This is a genomic window from Leptolyngbya sp. GGD, assembly GCF_026735145.1.
GTDB lineage: Bacteria > Cyanobacteriota > Cyanobacteriia > Leptolyngbyales > Leptolyngbyaceae > Leptolyngbya > Leptolyngbya boryana.
This window is the reverse complement of sequence record NZ_JAPQKE010000007.1, coordinates 1-13,833: the sequence shown is the minus strand read 5'-3', so window position 1 is coordinate 13,833 and position 13,833 is coordinate 1. Positions and strand designations below refer to the sequence as shown.

Here is a 13,833-nt window from a genome sequence, read left to right as displayed (position 1 = left end):
GCTAAATCCCCTTGATTCGCAACTGGGTTGGCTGCAACAACACCCCATTTTTCGTGGTCTGACATTCCGCTTGAGAGTCTTGTAATATCACCGGAACTCCATTGGATTTAACCCTTGTAGCTGTCCTTGTCCATTGAGCAGTAGCACAAAACGGTCCACCTGAGGTCAATAAAGAGCACCCAGCGATCGCATAAACATTGTTTTGCAACACAATAGGCTTACCATTCACCTTAACTCTCAGATTAGTAGGGATGGTTTGACCAATACCGCCGTGCATACAGAGGACTGGATCGCCCAGACAGATGAGATAACCAGGCATCAAGTCACCTCCAGTGCGCCATTGTTGACGTTGACATTGATATTCGCGAGCTTAACCGTAGCACCTCCATGCTGGATGTCGAGACTGGCTTGAGTTAGTTTCACCAGCGCTTGAGCTAAAGCCAGCTCAAGCGCTTCAGGGGAAAGTTTAACGGTAGCAGGGGTGAGTCCAATTTCAACGCCCTTTGGGGTGAGCTTAAGAGCAGCGGGATTGCATGTCACCACGACCCCTTGTGAATTCAGCACCAGTTTGATCGGCACCTGCACGGCTGGCGGCTTGATCTCAACTGTTATGCCCCCGGCTCCTGGTGCATCCTCAAAGGTGAGGGTCATGGTGTCAGTTTTAAACATCTTTGTTGTGGGCGCTGCCGGAGGTGGCAGTGGCAGATCCCCTTTACCCCAAAAGCAACCCGTCCAGATGGGGTAATCGGTGTCACCGGCTTCAAACTCAACCCAAATATTGCTGTTAAGTTTGGGAATCGCGTAGAACCCAACGCCCTTTCCGGCATAGGGTACGCAAGGCATTGCCCAACTGAGCCGACCTTCACCCAGAATGTAAGGGACAGAAACTTGCACTCGACCCAAATAGAGTGGGTCGATATTGTTAGTTACTTTGCCCCGATACTTGCCATAAAAGCGTCTCATGGAATCACCACTGGTGTTGTTGTACCGACCCCCTCACGGGTGAGGGTGAAGCTTTGTTTATATTCACCCAATCGCAATTGATGGGTGACGCTTTTGACGTAATACAAGCCGTCGTAAGTGCTGCCTACGCCCCGCAAACCGACTATTCTCCGGGCTTTCAAGACTCCGTTGTAACGTACCGCATCAAGTTCTCCAGTGGCTTCCACCACCTGATCCATAGAGGCATCAGTAATCGCCTGGGCACGGGAGAGCATCTGAGTGTAGGTTAAACCTGCACCCTGTTTAGGCAGCACTTTACGGGCTTTAGCCGTTTTCAACATGGCAGATTGGGTTGCCAGGGGGAGTCGCGGGCTAGAGAAGGTTTTGATGGGCAGACTACGCCCTGTCAGGCTATCTTCTCCTTTCCCGGAGACAAAAGTAGGAGTCAGAGCTTTGTGCTGAATATTAATAGAATTCACGTTGGTAGAAGTTCCCAAATTGACGGAGAGAGCCCCTTGGGGAATACCTGTACGGGTTGGGGGACCCCAATAGGCAGTGTTGGTACCAGGGACAGGACCCGGAGAAACGTAAAAGACATAAGCGTAACGCTCTGCCAGGTCTTCCAGATATTCCAAATCGGTGCCCACTTGTGATGGAACTCGCTCCACAGGATTGGGAACATCGAGGGAGAGAGGGGGAATGACCAAGGGAATCAATCCGTATTGGGCATAAGTAGCAATGATTTTAGAAACGATCGCAATATCCGGTTGAGCAGGATGCTGTACGCTCTTTTCCTCCATGTCCATCATGACACTGACATCTTCACCTGTGACTGTGAGTAAAGCAGAGTTATTCGTAGAGGGCGACAACTGTTGATGGGTGATGATGCCATCCATTAACACGTAAGGGATCATGTTAATGGTAACGACCACAATCACCCGATTGAAGGGACGCAGTAGGGGTAGTTTAAGAATGGGATAGTCGATCGTGGCAAAGAGTCCACTACGATCAGCTTTGAAGGACAGTTGAAAGCCTGATCGACCTGAATCAGTTTCGGTAATTTCGATGCTATCTACAGATTGGATCAGGCTAGGAGGAGCCGGAAGCGGTACGGTGGGGCCAATTAGAAGAGAGAGTCGAACACCCTGGAAAAACATAGCACCATCTCCCTAACACTGGGTCTGAGCAATGTACAACGTACGCCCAATTTCCGTCGTTAGTTCAAAGGGATTCATAGCATTGTTTGCATCACAAATTTGCCAGTACTGCTCTGGATCGCCTAAGAAATTTGCGGCTAAGGTATCGAGGCGATCGCCTTCTTTTACCCGTACTTCTAGCACTCTGGATAGGGTTTCTGCTTGAGGCAAAAAGCGCCGACGTTTATAGGAGAGATGTCGCCCTCCTGGAGTATGCAGAGTGATGGTGTCTAACTCGTAGTAACGACTAGTGTGATCAAACATGATTAACACCTCTCCAAAAAAGACCTTCAGATTAGGTTTGAATAGACCAAATTCCGATTAAATACTATTCTCTTGGCGAAAATTCAGCGTTAGCTGATTCATATACTAATCTGACTAAAAGTGAATTCTTTAATTGTTTTTTTCCTATCATCATCTTTTTAAAAGCCTGGTGCTGATTAAAAAATAAAAGATAGAGTTAAATTCCAAAGGAATTAGCTTAATAACTTAATATTTGTGCCTAACAAGTTATTCAAGCTAGTCCCTGTACCCAACGCTGCCATCGTCTCTTTAACCACTTGATGCGCCAAAAATAGATGATAACCAGGATGGGTCACAGGGAGATCAGAATAGGTAAGGACGCGCATTCCCAGAGATACTTTGGCTCGAATCGGATTGAGGTTTGTATCATGAGCTTCTTCTGTGATGCTGAAGTTGGTAATATTTACGGGTAGAATACGACGCTGTCCCCAAATAAACAGAGTTAACCTGGGTGGTGGCGGCATAATTTCAATCGTTCCTACTGCCAGCAGCATCGTATTGGCAATCACCATTGAGCTAGCAGGATAAACTAACATTTCCAATGCTGAAAGTTGAGGATAAATACCCATATTGATGGCAATATCCTTACTTTTTTCTAACTGATCTGTAGCGTCTAGCTCAATCTCAATATTGATGCTTTCTGCCGCTGCCCCACTGAGTCTTAACCCCACGCTAGAACCTGATTGCTCATTCCCTTGCATCTGCGGTTCTAAGGTGCGAGTTAATGTTTCAGGATTATATTGAAATGAAATCACCTTAGGCAGGGGATTGGTAAGATCAAAGCCAACAATCGCACCTTTGAATAAGCGAGGAGAACCAGGAAAACTTGTCATCTGATTAACTGTGATGAGGTTTCAAAAATTTCAGAACTATAGGAATAATTTCCACTCTTTAGTGCTCTAACACCTCATGTAATTCACCAATTTTATATTTTTGGGCATGATGTAAATTCTTTTGTATTTGCAAAACATTTATTCTCATTTCTCCAGTCCTCCATAAATTACCTGGGCGACCTGAGCACCGATCGCCTCTACTTCCATTTCTGCTCTCACAGTCAACGAATCTCCCTTTAATTCTGGGATTTCGTAACTGCCTGAAAATGCAGTGGGAACACCATGCTTTATGAATAAACGAGTTAATTCTTGTTCAATTGCTTTTTGAATTCGTGCCCCATCTCTTTGGGCAAACCCATGTAGTACTAGCTCTTTAATGTGCAACTCAACCTTCATTTCCAGATCATGATTCATACCTAACTCCTCCGTTGCTTCAAATAAGCATCTAGCGATACGGCAGGACGAGAACGCACTGGAGTTGCTTTGGGAGTAGGTTGAGCTGGCATCATTGCCCGGACTTCAACTCGGCCGATGACAACACGAATCGTGGGAGGTGCTACTACTGATTCAGCTAAACTTTGCGGGTATGAATCTCTCAGGGCTAACTTCGAGTTTTTTGGAGCAGCGAGTTGAGCCAGTGAATTTGAGTCATTTGCTATTGAGTGATCACGCCTATTTGAGCGATCGTTGTAATCTTGTGGCGTAATAGGTTGGGGAAATAAGGTGTGATCAAGGGTTTCAGGTTGTTTACTTGCTACCGAACGATCGTGATGGTTTTGCGCAGAGAGAGGTTGATCGAGTAAAGTGTTAGCCTCATTTTTGGAGGTGTTTGACGATCCGGGGTTCGGTTGCCCAGTAGATGATGAAAGATGACTGATGAGTGGAACAAGGTGACTCGGCTGCAAAACTTGCAACGGTTGTAGAGAAGCTGTTTGATTGGGTTCTTCAATGGTGAATTGACTAGTCGATCTCGAATTAGCAGTAGGGGACATGACCTGTTTTAAATTAGGTTGAGGCAGAGTGGAAGAGGGTTGTATCACCTGGTTAGATGGTGATGTAATCAGAGACTCTTGCTGGGTCTGTCTTTGAATTGGATTGAAGGCTGTGTCAGATTCTGGTGCAGAGAATAGCTGTTGAACAGGTTTCATGGACTGGGGAGCCGACATCTCAAGGGATTGATTAGTATCTACTGGCGTGAAAGGGTGTTCAGCTTCACGATCCCAGTGCAAATCGACTCCTTCCACGATCTCTGATGCGGGACTGAATCTAGATGAGAGCGCCGGTTGCACCACCGAGTTTAAGCCTAGGCTACGATCAACTAATCGGGAGAAGAAATTTGCCATTTAAATCACCATGTCTAGATAAAACTGCCGCCGTGCAGCAGTCATCGATAAGATATCGACCTCGTGCCAACCATATGCTTTAGCCAGTATATGAACCTCTTGCAGTAAGCGTCGTGCCAAGGCATCTAATTCTGTCCAAAAAAAAGAAACAATATCAAACATTGATTGCCACTGATGCTGACAGTTTGGGCAATCGAGATCTAGCAAGATTTCTGCTTGAGGATCAAAGTCGCTGATATGCTGAATTAATCGATTCATTACTTCAACTGGTAGAGCCTTCCAGGAAACAAGAGTGTCAGCCTGACTCACTCGTAAAACACAACATTCTACTAAAGAGTAGTAGGCTTCTTCAACCGTTCGAGCGGCTGTCAACAAGGTTAAATCGTAACTATTGGGTAACCGAAATTGGCATTCAAAATCCTCAATTTGCACAATTTGAGACTCATTGGGAGTATCTGTTAATTCAGCAACACAGATATCAGAGAGATTCAATGCAAATTCAAGGCGATCGCCGCATTTAGGACAAGTTGTTATGCAATTCAGTTGAGAACCGATCGTCATTTGCCGCAGTGTTAACAAATGGCGATCCCGCTGCCCTACACTCAGCATTGCTAATTGCTGCTGAGACTGATTTGGGCAGGCAACAGACAACAGCGATATTGCCCGCTCCCAGGGGTGTAACCGTTGGCCTAATTCCCAAACCGTAATCACGTCACTGGCACTTAAGGGGCGCATAGTTTAGTCCTTCTGCACGGATCAAGCGGGTTCAACGAAACTGGGTTCACTCGGTTCAGTAACTTCGTAATCCCGCTCCCACCCTTCGTTCTCCAGTTTGAGGGTTTGGATTGCAATCGCATTTGCATTTGCATCCAGCTCAGGCAACGCTTGGTACTCAGAAACCCAAGTACGATAGACCTTGTAAGCGATCGCTAATTGTCCGGCTTCGTTATAGACTTCGATGATCAGATCTTTGCGGAAATCCCTCAAGGACACTTCTGCCCCCAATCCAGCCCCATAGTTCCAGACTTTATTTGCCCACTTCTCGAACTCCGTATCATGAGTGACTCCTCGTTCTAAGGTAATCGCCTCGAAGGTGCTGCGTCCTGGAGAGAGACGATCGCTGCTTGGATCTCCCCCTTCTCGATGCTTCACGACCTCCGTCGTTCGCCTTAAAGCACTGACCTTACTGACCCCAGCAACATACCGACCATCCCACTTAACTCGAAACTTGAAGTTTTTGTAGGGGTCAAATCGCTGTGCATTAACGCTAAATTGTGCCATTTCCGCTCTCCTCTAAGCTTGAATTTGCCCAGCCATTTGTTGTAATTGAAGAATTACAAACTCTGCCGGTTTCAATGGTGCAAACCCCACTCTGATGTTAACGATCCCTAGATTGATATCACTCTGAGTCGTAGTTTCGCTGTCACATTTAACAAAATACGCCTCTCGCGGAGACTTACCTTGAAACGCACCCTGCCGAAATAGATTGTGCATAAATGCACCCAAATTCAATCGAATTTGTGCCCACAATGACTCATCATTTGGCTCAAATACAACCCATTGAGTCCCTCGATACAGACTTTCTTGAATGTGCAAAGCCAAACGACGCACAGGAATATATTTCCACTCTGATGCCAGCCGATCGTTCCCTTGCAATGTACGTGCCCCCCACAGCACCTGTCCGGCCCCTGGCATTGTCCGAATGCAGTTAATCCCAAGCTGATTCAATTGTCCGTTTTCAGCATCCGTTAAAGATACGCTCAATTGAGAAACACCAACCAGAGATGCCTCCAATCCGGCTGGCGCTTTCCAAACTCCTCGCTGGGCATCTGTTCGAGCAATTACACCTGCGATCGCGCCACAGGGTGCAAACTCTTCTATCTGGTTATCTTTTAATGGATTGGGTTGCCGCAGACTGGGGTAGAAAATCGCTGCATTTTTGCTGCGTACTCCTAAATCTAAATCCACAATTGTGCGGACATTTTTAGGCGGATCGATCAAGAGAAAGGCACGACGTTTTTCGCAATAGCTTTTAGCAGCTTCTAGCAAGCTATCGCCACTGATATTCTCAGAATATAACGGCAGACAGAGCAAATTAAATAAATCGACTTGCTCCAAGGCGTATAATCCTTGCTTCTTGCTCTCAGTTCCTACTCCTGTAAAATCTGTAGCCTCTAATTGAGAACCATCAGACCCTTGAGTGATTACTGTAGATTCAGTTGTTGCATCAGGGCGCTGGGTCGGCAAAGAATCAACTCGCACTAAGCTCGACTCATTACTGAGTACATTATCAATTCGTCGAGGACTAGGCTTCACTGTGACATTACGGAAGACTTCTGTCACCCCAGTGCTCATATCCTTGACGACCAAATTAAATAAATCTTCTGACTCTAACCCTAAAGCTTTATAGCTTTGAGGCAGCTCACTAGCGGTGGGCACATTATGATCAATACTGATTTGTAGACTATTTCCCCAAACTCCCTCATTAGAAGCGGCTAAGATGAAAGTAGAAGCAGTAGGACCAATCCGTAATCTCGCTTTTGCTGGAGACACGACTGGATTTTCCTCGGTAGGTTCAGAATTACTTCCACCTGACCCTTGTTTTTTTGTTTGCTTGGCTTCATTTTTTGAGTGTAAAAGTCGCACAATCACTGCTTGGCTACCACCATTTAGGTAGAAATCACGCACTGCGTAACCCAAGCTACTCTCAGCCCACAAGCCGCCAAACGTACGTTCAAAATCTGCAAAGCTATTAATGGTAACTACCTGATTGACCGGTCCTCGCAAGGCGCGACCAATAAAGGCAGTAATTGATGTTGCGACACCTGTAATAGTGCGCACACCACTGGGGATCTCTTCAATATAAACGCCTGGATAGGTAGGGGTAATGGGCATTATCAAGGGTCTCCCTATTGATTTTTTACCAGTGCTTTATGAACCACTATGACTAACGAGTGGAGGGAACTTGAGCGCATGAATTTAGCTTAAATTAGCTTTTCGAGACTTTGAAAGAGGAACATGATGCACTGAGTACACTTTATTGCTTTAGCCCAAACCTCACATTAGATATTTCTGATTCAGGGGCATGTTTTACATTAATTAATATAAGTATTCGAGCCTTATCAACAATTTCGTCCTTAAGAAAGATGACATCCTTTTCTATCACTCTAGGCAGATGAAAAGGAAGAACTCATGCTCGGATCACTACGATACTGCCAACCAGGAAATCGATTGAGCAACCAAATCAACTACAAAAAAACTGCTCCAGTGATGGAGCAGCACACACTGATAACTAAGGCTTGAGTACGCAGAAATAAATGTAAAACTGAATGAGCAGTTGTAAGTTGTGAAAGCGACTCGTCCAACAATTCGATGAGTACCAACAGATATGAGCGCGAAATTTATCAAGCAACGGTTCTTCAGGAAAAACAGACTGCGAATTCAGTCCATCGAACTGTAAGCTCACCATCAGATAGGCACTACTGACGATCTCCCACCACCTCTGAGCATAGTGCATTACGCGATAATCTGCCCCTCCAAGCCTGTCTTTGCAAAGTGCTGCAGGCGCATAGTGAAAGCAGTCGTTTACATGGAGTGAGCCGGATCATTGGGTTAGCTTACAACACCGTCGCTAGCATTGTCCAAGCCGCGAGTCAACGAGCGCAACTGGTCCATAACAGACTGTGTGAAAACTCAGAAAGCTTCGCCAATCGGAATTTTTCTTTTCTTGGTGAAACCCGATGACATTTTCCTAGCATCACCAATTATTCCTAGCGGTCTGAGATCAGGGATCTTCCATTACGAATCCTACTCATTTACCGTTCTTTTTGCTGCTAACCCGGCAAGCATCGCTTCAACTCCTAAAATGTTGAACACTCGTTTCAAGTTGTAGCTCAAAATTGATAAACTCATCTCGCCCCTGACCTTGGTTAGCCCACGACACAAGAAGTAGCCTTGATTCATTCCTCGTTTCAGCGTTCCAAACGGATGTTCACTCATCTCCCGTCGCTGTCGCATGAGTTGTGGATTCGCTTTCAATCGCTCCCGCATCTCCTCCAGTAAATGTTCATCTACCCAACGCGAAATCTTGCGTCCTGCTAAGTTCGCGGTGCAGTGTTCTCTCAGGTCACAGGCTCGACACACTGAAGCCGACCGCTTGTAGTGTCGCTTCAGTCGCCCTTTTTCGACCGACTCATACCGAAAGGTCAATCGTTCGCCTGCGGGACATTCATATTCGTCTGCTTGAGCATCATAGATAAAAGCTTCTTTGGTAAAACGCCCCAGCGGTCCGTTCTTCGAGGTCGGAGGCTTGGCAACATAGGGAGTTACTCCAGCATCAACGCATTGCTTTATGTTCTGAGCATCATAGTAACCTCGATCTGCGACGGCTTCGATCTGCTCAACATCCATCGCTGCCTGAGCTTGCAATGCCATAGGTGCAAGGCACAATTGATCCGTCGCATCATTCGTCACCTCATGCGCCACAATCAGCTTGTGCTTTGCATCCACGACGGTCTGCACGTTATATCCGACCACTGCACCCGTTCCTCCGACCATGTAGCGACTGTCCGGGTCGGTGAGCGAGATCTGGGTCGCGCCTTGAGCCATCATCTCGGCTTGAATCGCTTCGTGCGTCGCTTTGCGTTTTCTGAGTCGCTCGAGTTTGCGGTGGAGTCGCTCCGTTTTTTCAGGCTGTACAGCTGCCATTTCGGCATCCTGTTGCTCCAGGTCTTTCAAGTAGCGCTCAATCTCTTCATCCACGCCCTTGAGAATGGCTTGAAGCTTTGCCATCCCGAAGTTGCGATCTCGACTGTTGACTGCCACAAACTTGCTGCCATCAATTGCAATCAACTCACCCCCGAACAATTCCAATTCTTTGCACAGGCGCGTGAACTCCCGACACACTCCTCGTAGAGCATCACTGTGAACCTTGCGAAAATCGGCAATCGTCTTGTGGTCGGGGCGCAATTGCTTGAGTAACCACATCAGTTCCACGTTCCGATGCGTTTCTCGCTCCAAGGCTCGACTGGAGCGAATGCGATTGAGGTAGCCATACAGGTAGAGCTTCAGCAGATCGCCAGGATGATAACCAGGTCGTCCTTCCACTGCTGCTGTGACTCGTTCAAATCCTAATGCGGCTAAGTCCAGTTGATCCACGAACGCATCGAGAAAGCGCACGGGATTTTCAGCATCGATGTAGTCATCTAACATGGGCGGAAACTGCACTTCGTTGTGCCGATTTTGCCCTTGAATATGAGGCATCGGGTTGGCTCGTCGAAACCACTGTTCTAAGGTAGCTCATTTGTACTTTTTCTAGAGTTTTCACACAGTCTGATAATGCAGAAGTTCAAGCGGTTGAAACAACTGAGGTGAGTGCTGATGAACTGCGGTCATTTGTCTCAAAAAACAGAAGCAATGCTTGAGCCAAGAGCGAGAAGCCGGAGATTGCTAGATTGGACTGAGCTTGGCGAACAGCAGCGGATTACTTTTAGCTGCACGCGTGGGCAAACATAGCGATGAACTGATTGAGGAGTTAGTGATGAACACCAAAGGAAAAACAAACTGCAAGCACCTCAACAGTGACGACTGGGGTGGCTACCAGCGAATCTTGCCTCCCGAAATCGGACATCACATCGGTAAGTTCTGTGCGTGAAATTAGCGGGGTTGGTCTTGAATGAACCTTGGTAAAGTCAGGCAGAAGGAGTGATAGCGATGCTTTTGCGTCCGACGCAGGCAAAAGTTGTGGTCAGCCATACTTAGTTGGCTCAAAACGACATGACAGAGGCGATCGTTTCTCTACCAAACGGAACATCGCTATCAACTTAACGACAATTTTTCCATTACTCCTGGTGTAATCTGGCTGACAGCACCGAATTATGATGCTCGAAACCCAGATGTGGTTTTAGGCGTGGTTCGGACAACGTTTACATTTTAATTTGCTATGAAACGAAACTCTTGGGTATTTACCGTGCTGCTTGCCATCACAATGGCAAGCAGCACAATCGTCATTTCTTACTTGCCATCGAGTGCTCAATCGCTGGTTGGCAAAGAAGAACTCACAATGCTGACCTCTCCCGACTATCCGCCCTATGAATTCTATGAAACGAAAGACGGGAATCGGCAAATTGTGGGGTTTGATGTTGATATTGCGAACTATATTGCGAAAGAATTGCGGTTTAAGCTCAAGGTTACAGAATCCGACTTTAATGGCTTAATTCCTGCACTCCAAGCGAATCGCGTGGATTTTGTCATGGCAGGAATGACTCCAACCCCAGAGCGTCAAAAAAATGTGGATTTCTCAATTATCTACTATCAAGCACAAGATACGATCGTCGCGCCCAAAGGCAGCAATATCAAGAAGGCGACGGACTTGAGCGGTAAGCGAGTGGGGGTGCAATTGGGGACAATCCAGGAAACCAATGCGAAAAAGATTGCGGAAAAAGTCAGTGGAATTCAGCTAAAACAACTGAATCGAGTCCCAGAGCTTATCCAGGAACTCAAAGCCAAACGGATTGATGCAGCAATCATTGAAGACACGATCGCGAAAGGATTTATCTCAGCGAATCCAGAACTCCAGTTCACCCCAATCCCGCCGGAAGGACCATCGGGATCAGCTATCGCATTTCCAAAAGGCTCACCGATGGTTGAACCTTTTAGCCGTGTCCTTCAGCAGATGAAAGACAAGGGTGAAATCGAGCGCCTCGCCTCGAAGTGGTTTTCAGCAAGCACATCCGCAGCAGCAGCAGGCGCTCAAGCACCCGCCGCGCCTAAAGGTGGACTGAATCTCGACTTCGGGCGAATTCTTCCTGATTTGCCTTTTGTTCTTCAAGGCATTCCCTTAACCTTGCTGTTTACTATTAGTTCCGTCTTCTTCGGTCTGATTTGGGGAACAATTTTATCCCTACTCAAAATTTCTGGTGTCAAACCACTTGCAGCAGTGGCAGATGCCTATACTTCTATTTTCCGAGGGACACCCTTATTGTTACAGTTGTCCTTGGTATACTTCGCAACGCCTCAGTTAATCGGCTACAATATTCCAGCGTTGTTGGCGGGTATTTTGACCTTCACACTTAACTCTGGCGCGTATATGTCTGAAACGATTCGAGGCGGCATTTTAGCGGTGGACAAAGGACAGCGAGAAGCAGCGATGTCTTTAGGTGTGCCTTACTGGACGATGTTGATCGATGTAATTTTTCCGCAAGCTTTGCGAAATATTCTTCCAGCTTTGGTGAATGAAACAATCTCACTGCTTAAGGATTCTTCGCTAGTATCAACAATAGGTGTGGTAGAACTGCTTCGCAGTGCTCAAATCGTTGGCGCGAATAAATATATCTACTTTGAGCCTTTGCTATTTGCAGGCTTGATTTACTACGTATTGGTGATGGCTCTTACGGTTGCAGCATCTAACCTAGAACGGAGATTAAGAAAAAGTGACTAAGCCCAATGTGAGTTCTGAAACAAATTTACAAACCAATAGCGATCCGATCGTTCGCACAGAATCTTTAGTGAAGTCGTTTGGTAATGTGCAGGTGTTACGGGGGATTTCGACTGAGATTCGTCGAGGCGAAGTCGTTGCGATTCTCGGTCCCTCAGGCTGCGGGAAATCGACGTTTCTGCGCTGTCTAAATCTGCTAGAGCGTCCGACCGATGGTCGAGTTTATTTCAAAAACCAAGATATTACTGCGCCCAAAACCAACGTTTTAGAAGTGCGTCAGAAGATGGCGATGGTGTTCCAACTGTTCCATCTCTTTCCGCACATGACTGTTTTAAAGAATGTCACCTATGCGCCACTCAAAGTGAAGAAAATCTCGAAGTCAAGAGCGGATGAACTCGGTCGATCGCTGCTAGAAAAAGTTGGGCTAGGTCAAAAAGCCGATGTTTACCCCTCTCAGCTTTCGGGTGGGCAAAAGCAACGGGTTGCGATCGCCCGCGCCCTCGCGATGGAACCGGAAGTCATCTTGTTCGATGAACCGACTTCTGCGCTTGATCCGGAGATGGTGAAAGAGGTGTTAGAAGTAATTCGAGAACTCGCATTTACAGGCATTACGATGGCAGTCGTGACTCATGAAATGGGATTTGCGCGAGAGGTGGCAAATCGCGTTTTGTTCCTGAATGAGGGCTATATTGCTGAAGATGCTCCGCCTCGCGAGTTTTTTAATAATCCTCGCTGCGATCGTGCCAAGCAATTCTTGGAAAAGATGCTCTAGGAATTGATCGGATAGACTTTGAAGTCAGCTTCAAAAATCATGCCTTCTTCAACCATCACCCATTTAGCCAGGCCTGACTTATTCCTGCAAGGCTATTACCGTCAACGTACCGCTGCTCGGAGGTGTAGGAAACCAAGCTAACGTTTGAGTTGAGCGGGATCAACCAAATTAAACGATAGACAAAGAGGCTTTACCCGTTCGCTTCAACTATATTGTTTTGCCGTGCTATCTCGCAATAGCCTTAACATTTTAGCCATCTTTGCAAGCTACAGGAACAGCGGAAAGAAATGAGAGTTGTACACTATCTCCTATTTTTTCTAGCTTCTCCCTCAATCCTTCAAACAGTAACGCTTGTGGCTCTAATCTCCGAAGAGCACTTAAAAGCTTGAGATAATCATCAATGCCATAAACGTCTAATGTTTATCTCAAAAGCCCAGCTTAATGGCGCTGTTCAATTTGCTGCTGAAAGTAAGTCTTCAAGTCGGTTGCTAAAGCTGGTACCTGAATGGCACGACGAATCAAATCGTCATCCGCTTGACGCACGTAGATTTGGACGATGTCAGCAACCGTAATGTTGTGTTCGTCTCGCTTCACCAGTTCGATCGCATCGCCTGCTCCAATTTCACCTTCTTGCATCACCGAAAAGTAAATCCCGCTTAAATGGCTGTTCAAGAACCGTTTGACCATATCATCGCGTCCAAACTTGAGATTGAGTTTGAAGCAAGGGAAGCGGGGTTGTGTCACCATGACTTCGGCAGTACCAATCCGAAAGCGATCGCCAATATTCACGCTCGTTTCCGATAAACCTTCTGTCGTCAAATTTTCGCCGAATGCTCCCCAAGGGAACTCTTCATCCGGTAGTTCCTGTCGCCAATAGGCATAATGCTTAGCAGGATAAGCGTAGATCGCCTTTTCTACACCGCCATGAACCGTCAGGTCGGCTTGTCGATCGCCATCGAGATTCAGCGATCGCATCGCTATCCGATCTGACACTGGCTGCTTAAAAATG

At 46.6% G+C, this 13,833-nt stretch carries 14 protein-coding genes and 1 pseudogene; 3 read left to right on the top strand and 12 right to left on the bottom strand.

The window, feature by feature from the left end:
- Window position 1: 1 nt before the first annotated feature.
- From OU814_RS24640 to OU814_RS24590, 11 genes are all read right to left on the bottom strand, one after another.
- Window positions 2-319, bottom strand: coding sequence for a hypothetical protein (locus tag OU814_RS24640; protein WP_268242379.1), 318 nt, complete (start codon window positions 317-319; stop codon window positions 2-4).
- A complete protein-coding gene (locus tag OU814_RS24635) occupies window positions 319-963 on the bottom strand; it encodes a phage baseplate assembly protein V (RefSeq protein ID WP_268242378.1) in 645 nt (214 codons plus the stop codon). Before OU814_RS24635 ends, OU814_RS24640 begins: the two co-directional genes overlap by 1 nt.
- On the bottom strand, window positions 960-2,099 hold the full coding sequence (locus OU814_RS24630) for a hypothetical protein (RefSeq protein WP_268242377.1): 1,140 nt from the start codon (window positions 2,097-2,099) through the stop codon (window positions 960-962). The genes OU814_RS24635 and OU814_RS24630 overlap by 4 nt, the downstream gene beginning before the upstream one ends.
- Before the next feature lie 12 nt (window positions 2,100-2,111).
- Window positions 2,112-2,402, bottom strand: a complete 291-nt coding sequence (locus OU814_RS24625; protein ID WP_268242376.1) for a LysM domain-containing protein — start codon at window positions 2,400-2,402, stop codon at window positions 2,112-2,114.
- A 212-nt stretch (window positions 2,403-2,614) separates the two neighbouring features.
- The gene (locus OU814_RS24620; protein WP_268242375.1) at window positions 2,615-3,274 is read right to left on the bottom strand and encodes a hypothetical protein; all 660 of its coding nucleotides are present in this window, start codon (window positions 3,272-3,274) and stop codon (window positions 2,615-2,617) included.
- Between the two features lie 144 nt (window positions 3,275-3,418).
- A complete protein-coding gene (locus OU814_RS24615; protein ID WP_268242374.1) occupies window positions 3,419-3,688 on the bottom strand; it encodes a hypothetical protein in 270 nt (89 codons plus the stop codon).
- Window positions 3,689-3,690: 2 nt separating this feature from the next.
- On the bottom strand, window positions 3,691-4,566 hold the full coding sequence (locus tag OU814_RS24610) for a hypothetical protein (protein WP_268242373.1): 876 nt from the start codon (window positions 4,564-4,566) through the stop codon (window positions 3,691-3,693).
- A 51-nt stretch (window positions 4,567-4,617) separates the two neighbouring features.
- Window positions 4,618-5,352, bottom strand: coding sequence for a T4 family baseplate hub assembly chaperone (locus tag OU814_RS24605; RefSeq protein ID WP_268242372.1), 735 nt, complete (start codon window positions 5,350-5,352; stop codon window positions 4,618-4,620).
- Window positions 5,353-5,373: 21 nt separating this feature from the next.
- Window positions 5,374-5,898 carry a phage tail protein gene (locus OU814_RS24600; RefSeq protein ID WP_268242371.1) on the bottom strand — a complete coding sequence of 175 codons (525 nt, stop codon included), beginning with the start codon at window positions 5,896-5,898 and terminating at the stop codon, window positions 5,374-5,376.
- A gap of 12 nt (window positions 5,899-5,910) precedes the next feature.
- Window positions 5,911-7,512: a DUF2586 family protein gene (locus OU814_RS24595; RefSeq protein ID WP_268242370.1), complete on the bottom strand. Its 1,602-nt coding sequence runs from the start codon at window positions 7,510-7,512 to the stop codon at window positions 5,911-5,913.
- A gap of 912 nt (window positions 7,513-8,424) precedes the next feature.
- Window positions 8,425-9,879, bottom strand: a complete 1,455-nt coding sequence (locus OU814_RS24590) for an IS1182 family transposase (protein WP_268242369.1) — start codon at window positions 9,877-9,879, stop codon at window positions 8,425-8,427.
- Between the two features lie 562 nt (window positions 9,880-10,441).
- Between OU814_RS24590 and OU814_RS24585 the strand changes: the two are divergent.
- The 3 genes and pseudogenes from OU814_RS24585 to OU814_RS24575 form a co-directional block, all read left to right on the top strand.
- Window positions 10,442-10,552 (top strand): annotated as a pseudogene (locus OU814_RS24585) (carbohydrate porin); the annotation flags it as partial.
- A gap of 6 nt (window positions 10,553-10,558) precedes the next feature.
- Window positions 10,559-12,055 carry an ABC transporter substrate-binding protein/permease gene (locus tag OU814_RS24580; RefSeq protein ID WP_268242368.1) on the top strand — a complete coding sequence of 499 codons (1,497 nt, stop codon included), beginning with the start codon at window positions 10,559-10,561 and terminating at the stop codon, window positions 12,053-12,055.
- Window positions 12,048-12,824 carry an amino acid ABC transporter ATP-binding protein gene (locus OU814_RS24575; RefSeq protein ID WP_326498329.1) on the top strand — a complete coding sequence of 259 codons (777 nt, stop codon included), beginning with the start codon at window positions 12,048-12,050 and terminating at the stop codon, window positions 12,822-12,824. Before OU814_RS24580 ends, OU814_RS24575 begins: the two co-directional genes overlap by 8 nt.
- Window positions 12,825-13,262: 438 nt before the next feature.
- Here the strand turns inward: OU814_RS24575 and OU814_RS24570 are convergent.
- The coding region (locus OU814_RS24570; RefSeq protein WP_326498328.1) for an MOSC domain-containing protein at window positions 13,263-13,833 on the bottom strand (571 nt) is incomplete at its 5' end.

Coding starts and splice junctions, on each gene's coding strand:
- OU814_RS24640 (WP_268242379.1), bottom strand. CDS start 319: ATGCCTGGTTATCTCATCTGTCTGGGCGATCCAGTCCTCTGTATGCAC.
- OU814_RS24635 (WP_268242378.1), bottom strand. CDS start 963: ATGAGACGCTTTTATGGCAAGTATCGGGGCAAAGTAACTAACAATATC.
- OU814_RS24630 (WP_268242377.1), bottom strand. CDS start 2,099: ATGTTTTTCCAGGGTGTTCGACTCTCTCTTCTAATTGGCCCCACCGTA.
- OU814_RS24625 (WP_268242376.1), bottom strand. CDS start 2,402: ATGTTTGATCACACTAGTCGTTACTACGAGTTAGACACCATCACTCTG.
- OU814_RS24620 (WP_268242375.1), bottom strand. CDS start 3,274: ATGACAAGTTTTCCTGGTTCTCCTCGCTTATTCAAAGGTGCGATTGTT.
- OU814_RS24615 (WP_268242374.1), bottom strand. CDS start 3,688: ATGAATCATGATCTGGAAATGAAGGTTGAGTTGCACATTAAAGAGCTA.
- OU814_RS24605 (WP_268242372.1), bottom strand. CDS start 5,352: ATGCGCCCCTTAAGTGCCAGTGACGTGATTACGGTTTGGGAATTAGGC.
- OU814_RS24600 (WP_268242371.1), bottom strand. CDS start 5,898: ATGGCACAATTTAGCGTTAATGCACAGCGATTTGACCCCTACAAAAAC.
- OU814_RS24595 (WP_268242370.1), bottom strand. CDS start 7,512: ATGCCCATTACCCCTACCTATCCAGGCGTTTATATTGAAGAGATCCCC.
- OU814_RS24590 (WP_268242369.1), bottom strand. CDS start 9,879: ATGCCTCATATTCAAGGGCAAAATCGGCACAACGAAGTGCAGTTTCCG.
- OU814_RS24580 (WP_268242368.1), top strand. CDS start 10,559: ATGAAACGAAACTCTTGGGTATTTACCGTGCTGCTTGCCATCACAATG.